The 23599-nt window shown below is 41.9% G+C and carries 15 protein-coding genes; 6 read left to right on the top strand and 9 right to left on the bottom strand.

What is annotated here, in order from left to right; translation table 11 throughout:
- Positions 1-35 precede the first annotated feature (35 nt).
- From addB to CYJ36_RS11985, 4 genes are all read left to right on the top strand, one after another.
- The gene (addB, locus tag CYJ36_RS12000; protein WP_101567521.1) at positions 36-3548 is read left to right on the top strand and encodes a helicase-exonuclease AddAB subunit AddB; all 3513 of its coding nucleotides are present in this window, start codon (positions 36-38) and stop codon (positions 3546-3548) included.
- Entirely contained in the window at positions 3529-7233 is a 3705-nt protein-coding gene (addA, locus tag CYJ36_RS11995) for a helicase-exonuclease AddAB subunit AddA (protein WP_101567520.1), read from the top strand. The genes addB and addA overlap by 20 nt, the downstream gene beginning before the upstream one ends.
- Before the next feature lie 150 nt (positions 7234-7383).
- Positions 7384-8565, top strand: coding sequence for an exonuclease SbcCD subunit D (locus tag CYJ36_RS11990; protein ID WP_101567519.1), 1182 nt, complete (start codon positions 7384-7386; stop codon positions 8563-8565).
- Positions 8562-11921 carry an SbcC/MukB-like Walker B domain-containing protein gene (locus tag CYJ36_RS11985; RefSeq protein WP_101567518.1) on the top strand — a complete coding sequence of 1120 codons (3360 nt, stop codon included), beginning with the start codon at positions 8562-8564 and terminating at the stop codon, positions 11919-11921. The genes CYJ36_RS11990 and CYJ36_RS11985 overlap by 4 nt, the downstream gene beginning before the upstream one ends.
- A 292-nt stretch (positions 11922-12213) precedes the next feature.
- Here CYJ36_RS11985 and CYJ36_RS11980 read toward each other — a convergent pair whose 3' ends face one another.
- The 9 genes from CYJ36_RS11980 to CYJ36_RS11940 all read right to left on the bottom strand — a co-directional run bounded on the left by CYJ36_RS11980 (position 12214) and on the right by CYJ36_RS11940 (position 17477).
- Positions 12214-12432 (bottom strand): spore germination protein, encoded by a 219-nt coding sequence (locus tag CYJ36_RS11980; protein ID WP_101567517.1) that lies wholly within the window; start codon positions 12430-12432, stop codon positions 12214-12216.
- 50 nt (positions 12433-12482) lie between these two features.
- Positions 12483-12863, bottom strand: a complete 381-nt coding sequence (locus CYJ36_RS11975) for a spore germination protein GerPE (RefSeq protein WP_101567516.1) — start codon at positions 12861-12863, stop codon at positions 12483-12485.
- Between the two features lies 1 nt (position 12864).
- A complete protein-coding gene (locus tag CYJ36_RS11970) occupies positions 12865-13041 on the bottom strand; it encodes a spore gernimation protein GerPD (RefSeq protein WP_101567515.1) in 177 nt (58 codons plus the stop codon).
- On the bottom strand, positions 13038-13655 hold the full coding sequence (gerPC, locus tag CYJ36_RS11965; RefSeq protein WP_101567514.1) for a spore germination protein GerPC: 618 nt from the start codon (positions 13653-13655) through the stop codon (positions 13038-13040). The genes CYJ36_RS11970 and gerPC overlap by 4 nt, the downstream gene beginning before the upstream one ends.
- Positions 13656-13737: 82 nt before the next feature.
- Positions 13738-13959, bottom strand: coding sequence for a spore germination protein GerPB (locus tag CYJ36_RS11960; protein ID WP_101567513.1), 222 nt, complete (start codon positions 13957-13959; stop codon positions 13738-13740).
- Positions 13960-13973: 14 nt separating this feature from the next.
- Positions 13974-14195, bottom strand: coding sequence for a spore germination protein (locus CYJ36_RS11955; protein WP_101567512.1), 222 nt, complete (start codon positions 14193-14195; stop codon positions 13974-13976).
- 201 nt (positions 14196-14396) lie between these two features.
- Positions 14397-15251 (bottom strand): carbohydrate ABC transporter permease, encoded by an 855-nt coding sequence (locus CYJ36_RS11950; RefSeq protein WP_101567511.1) that lies wholly within the window; start codon positions 15249-15251, stop codon positions 14397-14399.
- A 19-nt stretch (positions 15252-15270) separates the two neighbouring features.
- The gene (locus CYJ36_RS11945; protein WP_101567510.1) at positions 15271-16158 is read right to left on the bottom strand and encodes a carbohydrate ABC transporter permease; all 888 of its coding nucleotides are present in this window, start codon (positions 16156-16158) and stop codon (positions 15271-15273) included.
- Between the two features lie 77 nt (positions 16159-16235).
- The gene (locus tag CYJ36_RS11940; protein ID WP_101567791.1) at positions 16236-17477 is read right to left on the bottom strand and encodes a sugar ABC transporter substrate-binding protein; all 1242 of its coding nucleotides are present in this window, start codon (positions 17475-17477) and stop codon (positions 16236-16238) included.
- A gap of 490 nt (positions 17478-17967) precedes the next feature.
- On the opposite strand from CYJ36_RS11940, the gene bglX reads away from it, so the two are divergent.
- Together bglX and CYJ36_RS11930 are read left to right on the top strand one after the other, a co-directional pair.
- On the top strand, positions 17968-20154 hold the full coding sequence (gene bglX / locus CYJ36_RS11935) for a beta-glucosidase BglX (protein ID WP_101567509.1): 2187 nt from the start codon (positions 17968-17970) through the stop codon (positions 20152-20154).
- The gene (locus CYJ36_RS11930; protein ID WP_101567508.1) at positions 20138-23485 is read left to right on the top strand and encodes a GH36-type glycosyl hydrolase domain-containing protein; all 3348 of its coding nucleotides are present in this window, start codon (positions 20138-20140) and stop codon (positions 23483-23485) included. Before bglX ends, CYJ36_RS11930 begins: the two co-directional genes overlap by 17 nt.
- Positions 23486-23599: the final 114 nt, after the last annotated feature.

Here is a 23599-nt window from a genome sequence, read left to right as displayed (position 1 = left end):
TTTTCTTTGTCATATATAGAAAGGGGCCTTGAAGTGTGGGAGTAAGATTTGTTTTAGGGAGATCCGGAAGCGGGAAAACACATCGGCTGTTAAATGAAATTCGCACAGAGCTGTTTCATCAGCCTGAGGGAGATCCGATCGTTTATTTGGTGCCTGATCAAATGACGTTTGGGATCGAATATGAGCTGATCAAAACACCTGATTTGAGCGGGATGATGCGGGCTCAAACGTTCAGCTTCAGCCGTTTGGCCTGGAGAATATTGCAGGAGACCGGCGGAATCAGCCGTTATCATATTTCTGGCACAGGCATTCAGATGATGCTGCGCAAACTTGTTGAACAGCATAAGCAGGAGTTTGAAATTTTTGCAAAAGCGAGCAGTAAAAGCGGATTTATTGAACACATTGAGGCGATGATTACAGAGCTAAAGAGATATTGTCTGACACCGCAGGAAATGGAAGATAAGCTTGAGAAGATGACAGTAAACGCAACCCGTCAGGAAAAGGCGCTTGCAGATAAGCTGCATGATGTTGTGCTGCTGTACAAGCAGCTTGAGCTAGAGCTAAGCGGGACTTATGTTGATTCCGAGGATTATCTACAGCTTATGGCGAAAAAAATCCCCGAATCGTCATATATACAAAAAGCTGATATTTATATCGATGGATTTCACAGTTTTACACCGCAAGAGTATGAAGTGATCGCAGCATTTATGAATCATGCGAAAAGTGTAACCATTGCACTGACAGCAGACAAGCCGTTCCATGAGCATTTGCCTCACGAGCTGCATTTATTCAGAATGACCGGAATGACCTATCACAAGCTCTCAAAGCTTGCGGAAGAATCAAAGATGGAAGTGGATGACGTTCACGTTATAAACGAGATGCCGAGATTTATTGAACGGCCATCTCTTGCTCATTTGGAAAGATACCTTGAGTCACGTCCTGTAAAGCCATATGAGGGCGAAACGAATGCTGTGATTGCACAAGCGTCCAATCGCCGGTCAGAGATTGAAGGGGTTGCCCGGAAAATTCGCGGGTTCGTGATGGATGGAGGGTATCGATACAAGGATCTTGCGGTTTTAATTCGAAATATCGGAGATTATCAGGACTTGATTGAGCAGGTATTCAGAGATTATAAGATTCCCTTTTTCATTGATCAGAAGCGTTCCATGCTGAATCACCCTGTCATTGAACTGATTCGCTCGGCATTAGAAGTCTTGAACGGAAATTGGCGCTATGAATCTGTTTTCCGCTGCATTAAAACAGAGCTTCTTTTTCCAATGGATGCAAACAAACAAGAGATGCGGGAGAAGATGGACCAGTTTGAGAATTATGTTCTTTCATATGGGATTCAAGGCAGCAAATGGACGAAGGACGAGCGCTGGGTTTACCGGAGATATTACTCATTGGATGATGAGTATGTCAGAACAGATGAAGAGAATGAAAAGGAAGAAATGGTGAATCAGCTGCGGGATCTTGCAGCAGGTCCTCTGAAGGCTTTAGCTAAGCGGATGAAACGCGCAGACAGCGGTGTCAGTATGGCAGAAGCATTATACTTGTTTCTCGAGGAGCTGGATATTCCTTTGAAGCTTGAACAGCTGCGTTTAGACGCTGAACAAGCAGGAAGACTTATCGAAGCAAGAGAGCATGCTCAAGTATGGAGCGCTGTGACCGGAATGCTTGATGAGTTTGCTGAGATGATAAATGACCATTCGATTTCACGTAAATTATTTTCTGAAATGATTGAAACAGGCCTGGAAGCTATGAAGTTTGCCTTGGTTCCGCCAGCGATTGATCAAGTCGTTATCGCCAGTTTAGAACGATCACGGCTTTTAAACGTCAAAATCTCGTTTGTTGTAGGGGCGAATGATGGGATTCTTCCGGCAAGACCTATGGAAAAAGGCGTGCTGACAGAGGAAGACCGGATGTCCCTGCATTATCAGGGGATTGAGCTGGCACCAACTGCACGGGAGCAGCTTTTAGACGAAAGCTTTATCATTTATTTAGCATTGTCAGCAGCTTCACATGAAGTGTATCTCTCTTATCCGCTTGCAGATGAAGAGGGGAAGTCCCTGCTTCCTTCTATACTTATAAAAAGATTAAAAGATATCTTTCCGGCAATCAAGACAGAAACCTTTATAAATGAACCCGAAGAACTGCCGGAAGATGAACAGCTATCCTTTATCGTAAATGAAGATGTCACTCTTTCGTATTTAACCTCACAGCTGCAGGCATGGAAAAGAAGCTATCCAATCAGCCCAATCTGGTGGGATACATATACGTATTTCACAGAGACCGATCAGAAAGAAACACTTTCAAAGGTTGTAGGCAGTCTCTTTTACCGAAATGAAGCTGAGCCGCTGCAAACCGGGATCAGCAGAGAGTTATACGGCGAGCACATTCAAGGCAGTGTTTCACGCATGGAAATGTTTAAAGCATGTGCCTTTTCACATTATGCAACACATGGTCTTAAACTAAAGGAACGTCAATATTTCCGTTTAGAAGCGCCTGATATCGGTCAAATGTTCCATTCCGCCTTAAAGCTGATTTCCGACAGGCTTCAGCAATTAAAGCTTGATTGGAAGGACTTGTCGCAAGACCAGTGCGCGCGTCTTTCCCATGATGCGGTTGAAACACTGGCACCAAGGCTTCAGCGTGAAATACTGCTTAGCTCAAATCGTCACCACTATTTAAAACGAAAGCTTATCAGCATTATTACAAGAGCTTCGTCAATATTAAGCGAGCATGCGAAAGCGAGCGGGTTTGCACCAGCAGGACTTGAGCTTGCCTTCGGAAAAGGCGGGCCATTGCCTCCAATCCGTTTTCAGCTGGAAAATGGCTGTACGATGGAGCTGATCGGAAGAATTGACAGAGTGGATAAAGCGGAGAGCTCTAAAGGGGTTCTGCTACGGATTGTTGATTTTAAATCAAGCAATAAAGCTCTTAATCTTTCAGAAGTGTATTACGGACTTGCACTGCAAATGCTGACTTATTTAGATGTCATTATTACACATTCAAAAAGCTGGCTTGGAGTGGAAGCTACTCCAGCAGGCGTCCTTTATTTCCATGTACATGATCCAATGATTCAGACTGCCTCTCAGCTGCCGCAGGATAAAATCGAAGAGGAAATTTTCAAGAAGTTCAAAATGAAAGGTCTCTTGCTCGGAGATGAGGAAGCTGTAAGGTTAATGGATCAGACATTGGACAGCGGACTTTCAAAAATTGTCTCAGCCGGCCTTAAAAAGGATGGCGGCTTCAGATCTGACTCGGCCATTGCAAGCGAAAGCGAATTTGACTTGCTCCGCGGACATGTGCGCAATGTGTTTCAAAGCATTGGGACAGATATTACAAATGGGGTCGTTGATATCGCCCCGTATAAAATGAAAGATAAAGTTCCTTGTACATTTTGTTCTTTTAAATCAGTGTGTCAATTTGATCAATCGTTAGCGGAAAATCAATATCGCATGCTGAAGGATGACAAAAATGATGCCATTCTCCAAAGATTACGACACGAAGCAGGGGGGGAAGAGAATGATCGAGAAACCGAGTGACAGCCAATGGACAGATGATCAATGGAAAGCGATCGTCTCAAGCGGACAGGATATTCTTATAGCAGCAGCTGCAGGATCAGGAAAGACAGCGGTGCTTGTTGAGAGAATCATCCGTAAAATCATATCAAAAGAAAATCCGGTCGATGTCGATCGATTATTAGTCGCTACGTTTACAAATGCTTCTGCAGCAGAAATGAGAAACCGGATTGGTGAGGCGCTTGAAAAGGCATTAAAGGAAAATCCGTCTTCCCTGCATTTAAGACGACAGCTGTCGCTGTTAAATCGTGCAGCAATCTCTACTCTTCATTCCTTCTGCTTAAACGTTGTCCGAAAATATTATTACTTAATTGATTTGGATCCTGGTTTTCGAATTGCAGATGAAACAGAGGGCCAGCTTTTAATAGACGAGGTGCTCGATGATATTTTTGAAGAGCAATATAGTCTTGCAGATAATGATGCCTTCTTTGATTTAGTTGATCGCTATACAACGGATAGAAGTGATACAGATTTGCAGACGCTCGTTCGTGCGCTCTATCAATTTTCAAGATCGCATCCTAATCCTTTGAAATGGCTTGATGAGCTGTCTGTGATGTACGGTGAGGAAGAACGACTTGAGGATTTACCGTTTTTCCCTTATTTGACTGCGGATATCTCGGTGCAGCTATCAAGCAGTCTGGAAAAGCTGCAGAGGGCGCTTGCATTAACTGAAAAACCAGGCGGACCTGCACCCCGGGCAGAAAATCTCGTTGATGATATTCGTCAAGTTCAGGAATTAATGGATGCTCAAGATTCATGGAAGGAATTAGGGAAAAGAATGGCCTTGACGTCGTTTTCCAGAGCCAAGGCATGCAAAGGTTCTGAATACAGCAAGGACTTTCTTGAACAGGCTACAGCACTGCGTAATTCAGCAAAAAAACAAATCGAACAGCTTCAAGAAGAGCTGTTTGCAAGATCCTATGAAAGTCACCTGCAGGATTTGCGTGAATTAAAGCCCGTAATCGAAACCCTGGTCTCTCTTGTAAAGATGTTTGGAGCACGTTTTGATGAAATGAAAAAACAAAAAGGGATCGTTGATTTCTCGGATTTGGAACATTATTGCCTTCAGATTCTTGGTTTAGAAGATGAAAAGGGAAATATACAGGCAACTGAAGCTGCTCTTGATTATCAGCACCAGTTTGCCGAGGTTCTTGTGGATGAGTATCAAGATACAAACCTCGTTCAAGAAACCATTCTTAAACTAGTAACCAAAAGCGAACCGGGAAATTTGTTCATGGTTGGCGATGTAAAGCAATCCATCTACAGATTCCGGCTTGCTGAACCGTTCTTATTTTTAAGCAAATATAAAACCTTTTCAAAAGATGGACAAGATACCGGACTCCGCATCGATTTATCAAAAAATTTCAGAAGCCGTTCAGAAGTGATTGATGGCACTAACTTTCTTTTCAAACAGCTGATGGGAGAAAAGGTTGGGGAAGTCGCCTACGACAATGATGCCGAGCTGAAGCTTGGTGCCTCTTACCCTGATTCTGAAAAAATGAGGACTGAACTTCTGATTGTCAATCGAGGCAAAGATGAGGAAGAGGACGAATCAGATGAACCGCAATTTAATCCTGAAGAAATGCAAACCGTCCAGCTTGAAGCGAGAGTGATGGCGAAAAAAATTCGCACAATGATTCAGGATAAATTCCAAATCTATGACCGGAAAATCGGCGGGACTCGAAATATCATGTATCGTGATGTTGTCATCCTGCTCCGCTCAATGCCCTGGGCGCCGCAGATTATCGAGGAATTCAAACAAGAAGGAATCCCTGTTTATGCGAATCTGTCAGGGGGATATTTTGAAGCTACAGAGGTAGCGATTATGATGTCGCTTTTGAAAATCATCGATAATCCATATCAGGATGTTCCGCTTGCAGCCGTTCTTAGATCTCCAATTGTCGGGCTTGATACGAACGAAATGGCCATCATCAGGACGTATTCGAAAAAAGGAACTTATTTTGAAGCGTTAAAACTATTTATGAGTGAAGCATCTGCGGAAGACGAGACGCTTAGTAAGAGATTGCAATCATTTTATAATCAGCTCCAAAATTGGAGAGAGCTTGCGCGGAAGGGATCTGTCTCTGAATTAATCTGGCAGCTGTACCGTGATACGAAATTTTTCAATTATGTCGGCGGAATGCCAGGCGGAAAACAGCGTCAGGCTAATTTGCGGGCGCTTTACGATCGGTCTCGTCAGTACGAAGCAACCACATTCCGCGGATTATTCCGTTTTCTCCGCTTTATTGAGCGCATGCAGGAGCGCGGAGATGACCTTGGAGCTGCAAGAGCACTTGGAGAGCAGGAAGACGTTGTCCGTTTAATGACGATTCACAGCTCAAAAGGACTTGAATTTCCGGTTGTATTTGTTGCAGGTCTTGCAAGACAGTTCAATATGATGGATATGAATAAAAAGTATTTATTAGATAAAGAGCTCGGCTTTGCAACAAAGCTGATTCAGCCGTCTCTCCGCATCAGCTATCCAACCTTGCCGCTTGCAGCAATGAAGAAAAAAATGAAGATTGAACTGCTTTCAGAAGAGCTTAGGGTTTTATATGTTGCTTTAACAAGAGCGAAGGAAAAACTCTTTTTAGTAGGTTCATTGAAAGATGCTGGAAAAACACTGTCCGATTGGCAAAATTCTATGACACATGAAAAATGGCTTTTGCCAGATTTTGAGCGGGCGCAGGCTAAATCTTATTTAGACTGGATCGGTCCTGCTTTAATTCGCCATCAGGATGCTGAGCGATTGCGGGAAAACAGTGAGGAAACAAGCCCGCATCTTTTAAGTCATCCCTCTAGATGGGAAGTCAGCGTAATTGGTGAAGAAGAGCTGTATGACATTCAAAAAGAGGAAAAAAAGTACGATCAGGATATGCTTTCTGCGCTGAAAAATCTGGAGCCTGTAGCGCCGCAATCAGACTATCAGGATCAAATTAGATCTCAGTTATCATGGACGTACTATCACGAGCTTGCTACGGTTTTCCGTTCAAAGCAGTCTGTGTCAGAAGTGAAACGGCAGCAGGAATTCAGAGATGATTATAGCGATGAAATAATCATCAGAAGTCAGAAAGATAATTTCATGTATGACCGACCAAAGTTCATGCAGAAAAAGTCGCTTACTGCAGCGGAAAAAGGAACTGCGATGCATGCAGTGATGCAGCAGCTGAACGTAAGAGAACCTGTAACTGAAGAAAGCACCAGCCGTAAAGTACAGGAGCTTATTACAAAGGAAATCCTTACGAAAGAGCAGGCAGACAGCATTAACACCAAGTCAATCGTTCAATTTTTCCAAACGGACATAGGAAAAAGGATGCAAAAAGCGGATCGGATACAGCGCGAGGTTCCATTCAGCTATGCACTCCCTGCAGAGGAACTGTACGATGAGGCTAAAGGTGAGCAGGTACTGATTCAAGGAGTAATTGACTGCTTATTTGAAGATGAGGATGGCTATGTTTTGCTTGATTATAAAACAGATGCCATTCACGGCAAGTTTGCGGGCGGATTTAATCAGGCCAGATCTATTTTGGCGGAACGTTATCGAGTTCAGCTTGATCTTTATGGAAAGGCAATCGAAAAAATAACGAAAAAAACTCTTTCAAATAAAGTACTTTACTTCTTTGATGGGGGACATGTACTTGAAATATAAGGGAGAAGAAGAGGCTGATGCTTCTTCTTTTTCTAAGCATTATCCTTCAATATGGATGCTTGTGCATATAAGCACGATGTCAAAATAAATACGAAGAGAGTCTGTATTCGAAAAACAGGCTTTTCATAAAGAAAGGCTGGGGAAAGTTCTATGAGGATTTTACACACTGCAGACTGGCATTTAGGCCGTTCGCTCGAAGGGAGGAGCCGTCTTAGTGAGCAAGCGCAATTCTTAGATGAACTATCACAAATCGTGATTGATGAAAAAATTGATGCAGTTATTATGGCGGGAGATGCCTTTGATACGGTTAATCCGCCGGCAGCTGCAGAACAGCTTTTTTACGAAAGTATCGCGAAGCTATCGAATGGCGGCAGCCGTCCTGTGATCGTGATAGCTGGAAACCATGATAATCCTGAACGGCTGCAGGCAGCTTCGCCCCTTGCTGACACACAAGGCATCCATCTGATCGGCTATCCAACCTCGCATGTCTTAAGTGTGAACGTACCATCGGCAGAGCAGTCAATCATGATGGCGGCCCTTGCATATCCTTCAGAGGCAAGATTAAAAGAAGTGCTCTCAGAAAGTCATGATGAAATCCTTTTGCGTAATTCCTATGATGAAAGAATACGAGATTTATTCGCCCATATGGCAGGGCAGTTCAGAAGTGATACGGTTAATCTTGCTATGAGTCATATATACGTCGCAGGAGGCAGCTCTACTGATTCAGAACGGCCGATTGAAGTAGGAGGGGCATATACAGTTGCAGCCTCAAGCCTGCCGGAAAAAGCACAGTATGTGGCACTTGGGCATTTGCACCGCCCGCAGACATTAAAGCGTGCGAACACGATTGCAAGGTACTCGGGGTCTCCGCTTGCCTATAGCTTTTCAGAATCAGGCTATGCAAAATCGGTCTCGATTTTGGATATAGAGCCAGGCGGACAGGCACAAGTATCAGAGGTCTTGCTGTCAAGCGGAAGACCCCTGGTGAAATGGCGGGCACAGGAAGGCTTGCAGCAGGTGCATCAATGGCTTGATGATGGAAAAGACCAGCATGCCTGGATTGATTTAGAGGTTCATCTTACAGATACATTGTCGCTTGAAGAGATTCATAGACTGCGAAATTCTCATCCGGGATTTGTGCATATACGACCTGTCTTTGAAAAGAAGATGAACGAACAAAGCCGGGAAAGCAGAGCAAATCTGCCGATAGATGAGCTTTTCGCCAAGTTTTATGAGCAGCAGACCGGGGGGGCGCAGCCGGACAGCGAAACAATGAAACTCTTTTTAGATATGATTCATGATGAGCCGGAAAGAGAGGAGGACGGAGAATGAAGCCGATATCACTAACGATTTCAGGATTGCATAGTTTTAGAGAAAAGCAAGTCATTGATTTCAGCTCTCTTTGTGAAGGCGGTGTGTTCGGGATTTTTGGTCCTACAGGCAGCGGAAAGTCCTCCATTCTCGATGCGATGACCCTTGCTTTGTATGGAAAAGTGGAACGTGCAGCCAATAACACTCAAGGGATATTAAATCACGCTGAGGATACAGTCCATGTATCCTTTACGTTTGAGCTTGAAAATGCAAGCAGCATGAAACGATACTCTGTTGAAAGAATGTTTAAACGCACAGATGAGCAGCGGGTCAAAACAGCCTTATGCCGAATCATAGAACATACAGAAGAAACGATTGTTCTTGCTGACAAGGCAGCAGAAGTGAATGAAAAAGTTTACGCTCTTCTCGGTTTAACGATTGATGATTTCACGCGGGCTGTTGTGCTGCCTCAAGGAAAATTTGCTGAGTTTTTGTCCTTAAAGGGTGCTGAAAGAAGACAAATGCTGCAGCGCTTGTTCCATTTAGAACAATATGGGGATGAGCTCGTAAAAAAACTCAGAAAAAGACTTGCTCATGCAAAGGGACAGCAGAATGAACTGACGGCTGAGCAGGCAGGACTTGGGGATGCATCAGCTGAAGCAGTCGGGCTTGCTGATCAGGATTTGCAAGGCGCCAATCTTCTTTTGCAAAAGAGACAAAAAGAATACGATCAAACGCTAAAAGAGTATGATGAATGCGAAGAAGTGTGGCAGCTGCAGCTTGAAAAGTCGGAGTATAAAAACATCCAAGTAATACTCGATCAGAGGGAAACTGAAATCACTATGCTTCAGAATCGTCTAATGAAGGCTGAAAAAGCGGAATATGTAAAGCCTTATGCAGAGGCGCTTCAAACAGCAGAGCAAGAAAAAAAGGATAGCACCATTCAAAAAAATGATCTTCATAAAGAATGGCAGCATCATAAACAGCGATATGACGAGATCCTTAAGTCTTACGAGCAAATAAGGGAGATGAAAGCATCCGAAGAGCCTCAATTAATTGCAAAAAAAGAACGGCTTTCACAACTGAAAACACTGGAAGAGGAACTAAAAAAAGATCTTGCAGATATAAAAGAACTTACTGAAAAAGCAGAAGTAATCTCTAAGGAGCTGCAGCAGTGCCAGAACGAGAGCGGGAGGGCAAGTGAATTACTGAAAAAGGCTGCCGAAAAACAGAAGGTGCTTAAAGAGAACATTGAACAAAACACCGTGTCTGTTCAAGAACGGGAGAATACCCGAATGGCATCTGAACAAATATTTGTCCTTGCTAATTTGGAATCAGCTGTTCTTGAACGGAAAAAAGCGGCCGAGAAAAAAGAAGCCATTCTTCAAAACGTCAAAGAACAGCTTAGTGAAGCAAAGCAGAAGCTTGAAATTGATGAAACAAAAATCAAGGAATGCTACGCAGATGTTCAGCGTTTTTATAATAGAAGCTGCGATCTGTTAAAAAAGCAACAGCAACAATCTGATTCACTGAAACTTAGACTTTCAGAGGAAAAAAGCAAAGCAGAAAAACAGCGTGATCAGAAAATGGCGGTACAGCTTGCCAAACACCTTTCAGGAGATAATCCTTGTCCGGTATGCGGTTCAATCCATCATCCAGCGCTTGCCAAGGAAGAGGAAACATTAAGTTCATCTGCTTCCATCATTGAGGAACTAGAACGGAAAACAGCAGAAGGTATGACAATCAGCGCCAATCTTCAGCATTTACAAGAAAAGTGGGAAGAGCTTTCAAAAGAAATGGTGGATTCTTACTCATTTTTATCAGGGGAAAGTATTTCTGAGAGTTTTGATGAACAAATCGATGCGGAAATTGTAACAGAGTATAAGGCGCTGAAGCAGGATTTCCTGCAAACAAAGGAACGATTCCAAAAGCTGCAGAACAGCGCTAGATCCTTGCAAGAGCAAATCAATCAGCATTTATATACACAGAAAAACAATGAGGAAGAATATAAAGAACTGGTCGAAAAACATGGTTCAATCATCTCTGAATATCGCACAGCTCTTGATAAGTGGAAACTTCAATTTGGCGATCTTACGTTTCAGCAGGCAGAAGAAAAACAGAAGCAAATTAGAGAACAGGATGCATCACTTGAAGATTTAAAAGCGAGGGTGCAAAAAAGCATTGAATTCATTGAAGAAAAAGAACAGCAGCACAAACAGCTTGAGCAAGAAGCCGTTCAATTTAGAAACACTCAAATTGAACTGACAGCTTCCCTGCATAATAAAGAGCAGGCTGCTAATGAGAAGCAGGCAAGGCTAAAAAAAGAAACGGGTAATAATGAAATCACATTTTTACTTAAGGAAACAGACCGTAAGCTGACAGAATTAATTCAGCAAGAGCAAATGCTGTATAAAGGCTGGCAAGAAGCAATGGCGGATGTTCAGAAGGCGGAAAGCGACTGCCATGCAGCTGAAAAGGCATTTGATCAGGCAGTCTTGCGCAGTGTGCAAGCCAAGGCAAAATGGGAAGAAGTAAAGCTTGAGACCCCATTTGCGGAAATCAAAGATGCAGTAAATGCGCTAGTACCGACCGTTGAAAAACAGAAAATGAAAGAAGAAATTAACACTTATCAGGATAAAAAGAAACAAGTGCTGGCGGACTTAAAACGTATAGATGCAAAATTAAAAGAGCGGAACGTAAGTCCTCTGAAATGGAAAGAAATTCAGCAGCTTAAATCAGAAGGCAAGGTGCTGATTGATCAGGCTGCTGAAGAAAGAGGAGCAGCAGCAAAAAACTTGCAGCTTCTAAAAGATAAGCATAAGCGCTATACGGAAATTGAAGAAATGCGTAAAGAGCTTGATGCCCTCACCGGCAGGCTTGAAAAGCTGCAGTCTGTGTTTAAAGGAAATGGATTTGTTGAGTTTTTAGCAGAAGAACAGCTTCATATCGTCAGTGAGGATGCTTCTGAACGATTAGGACTGCTGACAAGGCAGCGTTACGCAATAGAAGTCGATTCCGGCGGCGGCTTTATCATGAGGGATGATGCAAACGGAGGGGTAAGACGTCCTGTCACCAGCCTATCAGGCGGAGAAACGTTTTTAACTTCTCTGGCACTGGCATTATCACTATCGTCACAAATCCAGCTTAGAGGCGAATATCCTCTGCAGTTTTTCTTTCTGGATGAGGGATTCGGCACACTTGATGCAGAGCTGCTGGACACGGTTATTACCGCGCTTGAAAAATTGCAATCCAACAACCTTGCTGTTGGCGTCATCAGCCATGTTCATGAGCTTCGGGCACGATTGCCGCGCAAGCTGATTGTTTTGCCGGCAGAGCCTACCGGACAAGGAACAGTTGTTCAGCTTGAAGTGATGTAGTCTTTCGATATGGTAAATTTAGCAGATGTATTCGCTTTTTTTAAACTAATAGAACTTTTATAATTTCTATGTCTAGCTCCAGAGCCTGACTCCTCGGACCGAACAGAAATGAAATTGACGTGTTTACAAGTTATTGGAAAGAAAAAAGATTCATTTCCATGTCTAGCTCCATCGCCCAGCCCTTCGGTCAGAAAGGATCCGCCAAAAAAGTCAAACCCGGACTTTTCTGTCGGATCCTTATCTGCCTGTCAGGGCTAAACGGGCGCTTCTGCTTTTCTTGTAACACGTCATTTTAATTATTGGCTAACATATTTTGATCATTAATATCCGGGTCAATTGCATTGGTTGCACTTACAATGTTGTTGACGATGATAAAGTCCCCTGTATTAGCCCCGCCGGAACCTGATGCAGTCTTAGAGGAGCTCTTGGGCGAAAGGTAAAATGAGTCACCGAAGTTTACGACTCCGCCGCCAACAGAATTAATGCAGATTGGGCCTATAATAGCTGGCATGAACGAACATCCTTTGTCTTTCTGTCATACTCACAGTCTATGCATTTATACTATGATGGTTCACTCCTGCTTCGCAAATGCCTGATATGCTTGACTCTTGCTTCTGCTGAGATGGTATTTGTGGAACCGAATTGGACAACAGCAGACGAAGAAATCGATATCACTTTAACGGCACCCACTCGTATCGTCGGATTTTCATGATAAAATTCGGTCTGAATATTTTCAGTGATAAGAGGCTTTGGGAGCGGTTCTTCATATATAGAATATTGCCTTAAATCTCCTTCATTGTCATAAAATATTTCTTCTTCCCTTTGAACCGCATAAACTTTTACCAGTGGAACAATATCAATGCTGTCACCAATCTGAAAAATAGAGCTGATCCCAACGGAGTTGACATACGCCTTGTCAACGATTGATAATCGATTCTGCATTTTATTGTGGAGCAAGAGGTACAAATGGACCGATAATCAATGATTCAGGCGGCGTATCAAAAACAGAAGATAATGTAATGCAGTTTGCATCTCCTATAAGGAAAACACTGGAACTGGCAACACCTGTGACTCGAATAGTTCCAACGCAAATTTCTTTATTTACGACTGTGAATTTCATGGATTGGTGTCAACTCCTTCTGACGGCAGGGCATGGATAAAGTGTGAAATGGACCGTTCCACATCCTGCTTTACTTTAGAGGTATTTTCTTCGATTTGCTGGCTGATTGGCACGGCTTCACTGTATTCTCCCTGCTTTAAATAGTACCTGATACGGCTGTCAATTTGCTTGCGGATATCTTCAATGATAAATTCCTTATGCGCAACATCCAGCTCATAATTATGCTGTGAAGCAAGCTGTTCGATATATCGGACACAATCTTCGTTCATAAATGCCATCAGCCTTTCCTGGACGGCTTTGAATATTTCTTCCTCGCGCTTTCTGTTGTTTACTTGAAGTTCTTGCTGCTCCACTTCAAAATTTTCTATTTGATCTGGAACTGTTGGATTCAATCCGATATTTAACGTTCCTTCTAACGTCTCTACTTTAAGCTGGTCAAACTTATATTCGATTCTTTCAATCGTTGTAGAGGGTCGCTTTTTTAATTCTCCGATTTCAGCCATCATAGCGGAAATAGAGGATTCAAGCTCCTTGATTTTCTGATCCTGTGACTGAACGATGCAGTATAGGTTCTGCACATATTGCAGCATTGATTGATCATAGTACAATTTCATTCACCCCGCTTATAAAATCCCGTTCAAACGAATCTAGTTATATATATGCTCCGTCCTTAAGTTGGGTGAATGCCTATTAAGATTAAATTGGAGCAAGAGGAACGAGAGGACCTTCCGGCGGTGTCTGAATCTGCCCTCCAGCCCCGACAGCTGCTGGGGCAGGTGTTGTAAATGCTCCAGTATTATAAAGATTTGAAAGAGGCTTAATAATACCTGCGCTTCCTATTTGAAGAACCGAAGAGTTGCTGACTGCTTCTATTTTCAAGTGATTAATTTGTATCGTTTGGTTAATGTAAAAATTCATGTTATTCACCTCTTTTATGCATTGCCGACTAATGGCTGGTCAACTACATCATTATCATACGTATTCGTCACACTATTTTGATTGTAAATATTCAAACCGTCCCCAGTGTTAAATGACCCAGCCCCGGCAAAGGTTTTTACCTCGCTGTATGGTGAAATGGTAATGACGTCCCCGACATGAACGATGCTGCTAGTACCGACGGAATTTACTTTAAATGCTCCAACAATGGCTGGCATATCAAACATCCTTTGCTTATTGCTAAGTGAAAAGTCAGAAAAGTGCACTACATTGTATTACCTTTAAATTATCGTATGAAAGAGAGGGAAACTTGTGATAAATGCGGATATATTTAGTGGGTTAAGATAGAAAAAAGACCGGCAATAATTGCTGGTCTCTTCTTAAAAGGTTAGAAAGTCTGTCTGCTGAGGCTTCTCCTTCTATTTCATGCCTGAAATCGTATAGCCTTCAATGATGTGCTTTTGAAATAAGATGAAAATGATAATTATTGGAACGACCATAAATGTGGATCCAGCCATTTGTAAGGCGAAGTTACCGCCATATTGGCCTTTTAATAAAGATAAGCCGACTGAGAGGGTGTACAGCGCTTCATCATTTGCAATAATCAATGGCCATAGGAAGCTGTTCCAGCCTGCAATAAATGTCAGGATACCTTGAACGGCAAGGATTGGTTTGGAAATAGGCAGGACGACTTGTACGAAGACGCGAAATTCGCTTGCCCCATCCAGTCTTGCCGCCTCAAGTAATTCATCTGGTATTGTGGACATAAATTGCCTGAACAGAAAAATGCTGAAGGCTCCAACAAGACCAGGCAAGACAATTCCTGCCATAGTATTTGTCAGCTGCAATTGATTTAAAATTAAATAAACAGGAATCATAGTGACTTGTCCAGGAATCATCATAGTTGCAAGCACCATATAAAAAATCTTTTCTCTTCCTTTAAAATTGAATTTTGCAAATGCATATCCCGCCATGGCATTTAAAAATAATCCGGCAAATGAGAAGAGAACCACAATAATTGTGTTTTTTAAGTACACGGTAAAGTTCATATTCACAAACAAATTTACAAAGTTTTCTATTGTAAATTCACTTGGCCATAAGGTTGGCGGAATTTGCATGACTTCGCTTTCTGTTTTAAAAGCGGAGAGGATCATCCAAATAAATGGAATGGAAATAAAAAATCCGCCAATTGTTAAGGTGATGCCAAGGATCCATTGTTTATACCGTTCTTTTGCTGATAAGTAAACCGGCTGTTTTATCGTCTTTGTTTTCATCGTTTTCACCTCTTCATCCTCAATAATCGACATCTTTTTTCTGTAATTTGAATTGAATCATTGTCACAATGATGATGGCGATAAACAAGATAAACGATCCTGCAGCGGCATAGCCGAAGTTGCTGAGCTGAAACCCATTGCGGTAGATAAATAAGGCGACGGAGGTAGTGCTGTCAAGCGGTCCGCCCTTAGTCATAATAAAGGGCTCTTCAAAAAATTGCAGCCAGCCAATCATTGTTGTAATCGATACAAAGAATATTGCATATCGGAGCAGAGGGAGTGTTATTTTCGTTAACTGCTTCCAATCACTTGCCCCGTCAAGCTGGGCCGCTTCATAATAGGTTTTCGGAATACCTTGAAGAGCTGCCAGAAATATGATCATATTGATGCCGATTGCCCGCCATAAAGCTAAAGCAATTAAGGATACTTTAGCCATCACAGGATGCTGCAGCCATGGCACGGGAGGAATATGAAGAAGCTCCAGCATGTAGTTGAACAAGCCGAATTGAGGGTTATATAAATAACTCCATACGACTGCTACTGCCACAACATTTGTAATGGAAGGCATATAAAAAACGGCTCTGAATGCTTTGAAAATACGGGCTTTTCCATAATTAATCAGCAGGGCAATTCCGAGAGAGCAAACAATAACAAGCGGAACCCCAAACACTACATAAAAAAGGGTATTAAGGATGGACTTTATAAAGATCTCATCACTTAAAACAGCCGTATAATTTTGGAATCCAATAAAGTTTATCGTTGACCAATCTGCAAGGCCTGCTAAATCAATATCCGTGAAACTGATGATTAATGCCACTAAGATTGGCAGCAAAGAGAAAAAGAACAACAGAATAATCGCAGGCGCTATGAAGAAATATGGTGTTTTGTTGGTAATGATGCTTTTCAAGCGAATCCCTTCTTTCACTTTGGCCGAAATGATAGGCGAGAGCTGACATTCTGACTGTCAGCTCACCCGTTTTCACCTTATTTACTTAAAATTTCTTCAGAATTCTTGTTGAATTGATCTAATTCTTTTTCTACATCTTCACCGCCGCGATAAATCTTCTCAAAGCTCGTTAAATAGGCTTGTGCAATTTTTTCCCATTCTTTTATTACAGGCATAGGTTGAGAATTTTCCATTTGCTCTCCAAACGTTTTGTATAGAGGGTTGTCTTTTAAAGCTTCATCTTCCCAGGCTGCTTTTGTTGATGGCAGCGAGTTCGTCATTTCCATCCACTTTAGCTGAGTTTCAGGTTTATTCATGTAAGCTAAGAATTTTAATGAAGCGTCTTTATTTTTTGTATGTTCAAAGATTGAGAGATTTGAACCGCCAAGTGCAGAGATATTATTTTCTTTTGCAGGAAGAACAGCAGTCGCCCATTTTCCTTCGAGCTCTGGAGCCTGATCATTAATTAGTTTTATCATCCACGGACCGCTTATGAACATTGGAAGAATAGCGTCCTCGCGAAATCCTTGAATGATATCAATTCCGAGCTCATCTTTAGGAGCAGAGCCATCCTTGAAAAATTCATTTAAGTACTCAACAGCCTCTACAAATTCTGGTTCATTAAACAAAGGCTTATTTTGATCATCCAGCAAAGCTGACCCATTTTGTCTTGCAAACATGAATGATAAGCTTTGTTCCTTCGTATCAAGGCTTATTCCATACTTGCCTTCGCCGCGTTCAGCCAGTTTTTTTGCTGCATCACGAAGTTCTTCCCATGTTTTGGGAGCTTCGTCATAGCCTGCTTCTTTTAATAGATCTGTTCGATAATAGAGAACACGTGTATCAATGTACCATGGCAGACCAACTGTTTTATCCTCAAATTTTGTTGTCTCTACTGATCCTTCATAGTAATTTTGCGGATCAAGTTCTGGATAATCTTTGATGTAAGGTGTTAAGTCCATTAATGCATTTGCAGCTGCAAACTCAGGAATCCAGGTTGTCCCCATCTGCAGAACATCCGGCCCTTTTTTTGAAGCAACGGCTGTTAATAATTTATCATGAGCTGTCTCCCAAGGGATCGCTTGAACCTTTACGTCTATTTTCGGGTTTTCTTTTTCAAATTCAGCAGCAATCTTCGGAAGTGATTTTGCTTCTTCACCCATACCCCATACAGTAACTGTCGTTTTATCAGATGATGCTGAATCGCTTGAGCATCCGGCCAGAACTCCAGATACAAGTAATGTACCTAATACTGCAGTGCTAATCCATTTTTTACTCATTACTCTAAACGGCTTCTTCTTCATATCATTTCCCCCTGTCATTAAATCATTGTAAGTATCAATGGTCTCCCGTATTGCAAAAACACTTTTGAATTATTAAACCTTTACGATGGAAAGATTTAAATCATCCTCCTTAATTGAAACGTTTCTATAAGGTGTAAAAAAATATAAATGAACGTGTATCAGCTGTCTTTCTCCGTATTCTGTAAAAATTGAAATTGAGAAAATTGTAGAAACGTTTCGATAGGGTTATTATAATCAACAGTGTAATCGTTTTCAATACAAAAATTTTAGTTTTCTGTATTTTTTGTTAAGAAATAGTGTTATTTCCTATTGTTTTCTTATTGGAATTTATTTTTTTCAGCTGAAAAAAGGGTTTACTAGCGATTGACTCATAAAATGAAAGCGTTTATAATCCAGATAAACAAGGAAATCGAAACGTTTTTATTTCCGGTAGCCATGAAATTTTCTAATAATTGGAGGAAGAGAAATGGGGAAGCAGAAACTAAGGTCTATTATCCAAAAGATGACACTGGACGAGAAAATCGCCCAATTCATTCAGTTGGCCACTCCTTTTTATAAAGGGGCAAACAGTGAAGGGGAAATCACAGGTCCTATGGCTGAAATGGGGATTACCAAGGAAGTTGTTCAAAATAGCGGTTCCGTTTTAGGTGCTTCAGGTGCAAAAGAGATTATGGATATACAAAAAGAACATATGAAAGAAAATCGATTAGGAATTCCTCTTTTATTTATGTCAGATGTTGTTCATGGATTTAAAACCATTTTCCCTGTTCCTCTTGCTATTGGATGTTCTTGGGATACAGAATTAGCAGAAAGAAGTGCTGAGATCGCAGCTAAAGAGGCAGCTGTATCCGGTGTGCATGTAACTTTTGCACCAATGGTTGATTTAGTGCGAGACCCAAGATGGGGACGAGTAATGGAATCTACTGGGGAAGACCCATATCTAAATAGTCAATTTTCAAAAGCCTTTGTTCGGGGATTTCAAGGGCTTGATTTATCATCAGATCTTCTTCGTGTGGCTGCCTGTGTCAAACACTTTGCAGCATACGGTGCTCCTGAAGGTGGGCGGGATTACAATACAGTAGATATGTCAGAACGGATGCTGCGTGAGTATTACCTGCCTTCTTATAAGGCTGCACTTGACGCAGGATGTGAAATGGTTATGACTGCTTTTAATACGGTAGACGGCATTCCTGCAAGCGGAAATAAAAAGCTGATGCGTGATCTGCTGAGAGACGAATGGGAATTTGACGGTGTCCTTATCTCGGATTGGGGGGCAGTCAAGGAACTGATTCCGCATGGTGTTGCAGCGGATGAATCAGAAGCAGCAATGAAAGCATTACAGGCAGGAGTCGATATTGAAATGATGACTCCGTGTTACGTGAACCATTTAAAACAGTTAATAGAAGATAGATTAATAGATGAAACAATTGTAGATGAAGCGGTTATGAGAATTTTGGAGCTGAAGCAAAAATTAGGCTTATTTGAAAATCCGTACCGCGGTGCAGATGAGCAGCTGGAAAAGGAACTCGTATTCTGTAAAGAGCATCGAGTGGCAGCCAGGGAGCTTGCCGCAAAGTCTTGTGTTCTGCTGAAAAATGACAATGTATTGCCGCTGCAGTCCAACCAGCGCATTGCGCTGATTGGTCCATTTGCAGACAGCGGGGATCTTTTAGGACCTTGGTCCTGGAAAGGTTCAAGAGATGATGCTGTAAAACTGAGTGATGGATTTCGAATGAAAATTGATTCCTCAAAGCTTCTGACTGCTAAAGGATGCGATATTGAAACTGGAACAGAAATCCAGCTTGAGGAAGCACTGAATGCTGCACAGAAAGCAGATGTAATCGTACTTGCTGTAGGCGAACATTCTGGAATGAGCGGAGAGGCATGCAGCCGTTCATCAATTTGTCTTCCTGAAATTCAGCTTGAATTAATTAAGAAGATAAAACAGCTTCATAAACCGATCGTAACGGTTCTCTTTAATGGCCGTCCACTCGATCTGCACGGAGTCATTGACCAATCGGATGCAGTCCTTGAAGCATGGTTTCCAGGAACCGAAGGCGGAGCAGCAATTGCTGATTTATTATACGGAGATGTTAATCCCTCAGGGCGACTCTCCATGTCATTTCCATATTCGGTCGGACAAGTGCCCGTCTATTACAATTCCTTTAATACCGGACGTCCTAAAGGGGATGGAGAAGAACCATATGTTTCGAAATACCTGGATATACCTAATGAACCTCTTCTTCCTTTTGGATTCGGTTTAAGCTATACGAGTTTTGCTTATAGCGAAGCCAGTCTATCTGCAATAACCATGACAGAAAAAGAGACCTTGCAAGTATCCGTGAAGGTTACAAATACAGGTGAAGCACCAGGAGAAGAGACGGTGCAATTATACATTCAGGACCTTGCAGGAGAGGTCGTCCGTCCATTAAAAGAACTAAAGGATTTTCAAAAGGTTTCATTAATGCCAGGGAAAACAGCAGAAGTGACGTTTGAATTAACTGAAGCGATGCTCCGCTACCATCATGCAGACTTATCGCATAAAAGTGATGCAGGAATGTTTCATGTCTATTTAGGTTCAAACAGCCAGGATGTTATAGCTCTTGCGTTCGAATTAGTGAAAGAGGGGAAAAACCATGACAACGATGATTGATTCAACTTTTGAAATAAAAGCGGGAGATAGTTGTTTCAGCTTTTTAAATAGCGGTGATATTAGGGTAGCAACCCATAAAAGTACTATGATTAATCAATGGATTGCAAATCCATTAGACGGTTCATTAAATAACCTGTATTTACGATTGCATACAAAAGATGAAATACGGTTTTTCCCTATGATTGGTGTTCATTCAAAGAGCACAGTGTCATTTACAGATTCAAGGGTTATTTGGGAAGGCACAGCAGAAAACGTTTCGTTTCAAGTCACTTTTCGTTTAACTCGGAAAGGGATATGGTTTTGGGATATCGTTCTCGAGGGAAAAGACGTAACTGCAGATATTATTTACGGACAAGATTTAGGCATTGCAAACATGGGCGCTGTGCGTACAAACGAAGCATATTTATCCCAGTATATTGATCATCAGGTGTTTCATCATGAACGTTTTGGCTATGTACTCTGCTCACGTCAAAATCAGCCTCAGCACTCGGGTTTTCCGTATATTCAGCAGGGAGCCCTGACAAAAGCAGCTGGCTACTCAACTGATGGTTACCAATTTTATGGTTTAAATTATAAGGAAACAAACATTCCTGAAGCTTTATTGAAAGATTCTCTGGCAAATGAAGTCTATCAGTATGAATTTGCCTTTACAGCTCTTCAATCTGAAAAAGTGAAATTAGCGGGAAAATCACATTTTGTATTTTATGGGCTATTTAAAGAAAATCATCCTGACGCAATCACAGCGCTGGAATATGAAACAGAGATTATGGATGCATGGAATGAAAGCAAAGCGGTAACCATTCAGGATGCTCACGCTGTTGTTGAAAAGGTTTCAATCTCTTCTGGTATCGGTGCACCATTATATGCTGCATCCATGACGAAAGAAGAAATTGACATGTACTTTCCGGACAGGCATCAAGAAGAATGGGATGGAAACACACTTCTTTCCTTCTTTACTGATACACATGAGCATATTGTTTTAAAAGAAAAGGAGCTGCTTGTCGAACGTCCTCATGGACATATTTTGATGACAGGGAACAATGACCGGATATCTGATCCAATCATGACAACCTCGTCCTTTATGTACGGTGTTTTCAACTCACAGCTTGTGATTGGCAATACATCATTTAATAAAATGCTAACGAATGCCCGCAATGCTCTGAATGTAATGAAAACGTCAGGACAGCGTATATACATTGAAATAGAAGGTGTCTATCAGCTTTTGACGATGCCATCGATGTTTGAAATGGGCTTTAATTATGCACGCTGGTACTACAAACTTGAAAAAGATATGCTTGTTATTACTAATTTTACGACAGTCGATTCACCGGAAGTTCATTTGCATGTCCGTTCTGGAAATGGAATAGCCTATCGATTCCTCGTTACAAACCAGGTATCAATGAATAATAATGAATATGACGCCCCTTTCCATATGGTGAGAGATGGCCAAACACTTTCATTTTATGCTGATGCTGCTTCAGATAGTGGAGGCACTTATCCGGATTTAACCTACCGTCTTCATACCGATGGAGCGGAGATAACCTTAAAAGATGAAAGCATGCTTGTGAAAAATGCAGATCCGCGTTCAGCATCGCTGATTGTCCTCGAATTATCTGCATCGAGTGAATGGAACATGATTGTTACTGGTCATTTGTACGGAGAAGAAAGACCTTCATTCATCGTTGATGCAGAATCAGAAATCGAACGATATCGTGCGTTTTATATGAATGTGATGAATGGATTTCATCTATCATTAAGCAATGAAGGATCTGAGGAAGTTGAAAGGGTTAATGACCTTGCATGGTGGTATACACATAATATGCTTGTTCATTACTCAGTTCCCCATGGGCTTGAACAGTACGGAGGCGCAGCCTGGGGTACTCGTGATGTCTGCCAGGGACCTGCCGAATATTTTATGGCAACTCAAAAATATGATTCTGTACGGGAGATTCTAAAAACGGTTTATTCCCATCAATATGAAGATGATGGAAATTGGCCGCAATGGTTTATGTTTGATAACTACTTTAAGATTCAGCATGGGGAAAGCCACGGTGACATTATTGTCTGGCCGCTGAAAGTATTAGGAGATTATCTTGCTGTAACGAAGGACATTAGTATTTTAGATGAAAGGGTTCCATATACCATTCGGGGATCCTTTCAATTTACGGATGAAGAAAAAACAATTTTCGATCATGCAAAAAAGGAAATTGACTATATCAAACAGCATTTCTTGCATGATACCTTTTTGTCTTCCTATGGGGATGGGGACTGGGACGATACCCTTCAGCCTGCAAATGCCAATCTGAAAAAGTACATGGTGAGCAGCTGGACAGTTGCTTTAACCTATCAGGTTATCAGTCAATTTTCTAAAAGTTTATCAGAAGTGGATGGACAGGAGGCTGAAAGTCTTTTAGCTCTAGCTGAAGGAATAAAGGCCGATTTCAACAAATATATTCTGCAGTCTGATGTGATTCCTGGATTTATTTACATGGAAAAAAAGGGTAATGAAGAGCTCATGCTGCATCCAGACGATACAAAAACAGGCATCAGCTACCGGCTGCTTCCAATGACAAGAAGCATGATAAGTGAACTGCTTACACCGGAACAGGCAGAAGCACATTATCAGCTTATCAAACGAGAGCTTTACTGCCCTGACGGCGTAAGGTTAATGAACCGCCCTGCAAAGTATGCAGGCGGGGTCAGCACTCATTTTAAGCGTGCAGAGCAGGCAGCAAATTTTGGCCGTGAGGTAGGACTGCAATATGTCCATGCCCATATTCGATTCGTTGAAGCAATGGCTAAGCTTGGGAAGGTCGATGAGGTTTGGGACGGTCTATCAATCATCAACCCGGTTGGCATCAGACAAGTAGTTCCAAATGCTGAACGCCGTCAAAGCAACGCTTACTTCAGCAGTTCAGATGGAAAGTTCAATACACGTTATGAGGCGCAAGAGAGATTTAAGGAATTGCGTGATGGAACTGCCGCGGTAAAAGGCGGATGGAGAATCTATTCAAGCGGTCCTGGAATCTATATGAATCAATTAATATCTAACTGTCTGGGAATCCGTCAAAGCGGAGGTGACTTAGTGATCGATCCGGTCATTCCGATCCGGCTGGATGGTTTAAAATTCAAATTTGAATACATGAATCAGAACGTGACGTTTACGTATCATCTTAAAGGTGAAAGCACTATGCGTGTTTTGTTAAACGGGAATGAAATGGACTCAGAACCGCTTGGAAATCAATACCGGACAGGCGGAGTTCGCATTGCTAAAGCAGAACTTGAAAAAAGATTAAAGACTGGCTGCAATCAGATCGAAATCTTCATGTGAGGGAACAACGGCGGTTCGTTTTGACCGCCTTTTTGACTGTGTATGGACAGGGATATAAGAATTTACCCAAAAAGATTGTATAATATATGTAATGTAGAAGGATGAGATTGGAGA

The organism is Bacillus sp. UMB0893 (assembly GCF_002858905.1).
In the GTDB taxonomy this organism is placed as follows: domain Bacteria; phylum Bacillota; class Bacilli; order Bacillales; family Bacillaceae; genus Bacillus_P.
The sequence above is the reverse complement of the archived record's forward strand: the minus strand, read 5'-3'. Positions and strand labels throughout refer to the sequence as shown.

Excerpts from the sequence above, each read along its gene's own strand:
- CYJ36_RS11950 (WP_101567511.1), bottom strand. The coding sequence starts at position 15,251 with ATGAAAACAAAGACGATAAAACAGCCGGTTTACTTATCAGCAAAAGAA.
- addA (WP_101567520.1), top strand. The coding sequence starts at position 3,529 with ATGATCGAGAAACCGAGTGACAGCCAATGGACAGATGATCAATGGAAA.
- CYJ36_RS11980 (WP_101567517.1), bottom strand. The coding sequence starts at position 12,432 with ATGCCAGCTATTATAGGCCCAATCTGCATTAATTCTGTTGGCGGCGGA.
- gerPC (WP_101567514.1), bottom strand. The coding sequence starts at position 13,655 with ATGAAATTGTACTATGATCAATCAATGCTGCAATATGTGCAGAACCTA.
- CYJ36_RS11975 (WP_101567516.1), bottom strand. The coding sequence starts at position 12,863 with ATGCAGAATCGATTATCAATCGTTGACAAGGCGTATGTCAACTCCGTT.
- CYJ36_RS11940 (WP_101567791.1), bottom strand. The coding sequence starts at position 17,477 with ATGAGTAAAAAATGGATTAGCACTGCAGTATTAGGTACATTACTTGTA.
- CYJ36_RS11955 (WP_101567512.1), bottom strand. The coding sequence starts at position 14,195 with ATGCCAGCCATTGTTGGAGCATTTAAAGTAAATTCCGTCGGTACTAGC.
- CYJ36_RS11930 (WP_101567508.1), top strand. The coding sequence starts at position 20,138 with ATGACAACGATGATTGATTCAACTTTTGAAATAAAAGCGGGAGATAGT.
- bglX (WP_101567509.1), top strand. The coding sequence starts at position 17,968 with ATGGGGAAGCAGAAACTAAGGTCTATTATCCAAAAGATGACACTGGAC.
- CYJ36_RS11970 (WP_101567515.1), bottom strand. The coding sequence starts at position 13,041 with ATGAAATTCACAGTCGTAAATAAAGAAATTTGCGTTGGAACTATTCGA.
- CYJ36_RS11985 (WP_101567518.1), top strand. The coding sequence starts at position 8,562 with ATGAAGCCGATATCACTAACGATTTCAGGATTGCATAGTTTTAGAGAA.
- CYJ36_RS11990 (WP_101567519.1), top strand. The coding sequence starts at position 7,384 with ATGAGGATTTTACACACTGCAGACTGGCATTTAGGCCGTTCGCTCGAA.
- CYJ36_RS11960 (WP_101567513.1), bottom strand. The coding sequence starts at position 13,959 with ATGAATTTTTACATTAACCAAACGATACAAATTAATCACTTGAAAATA.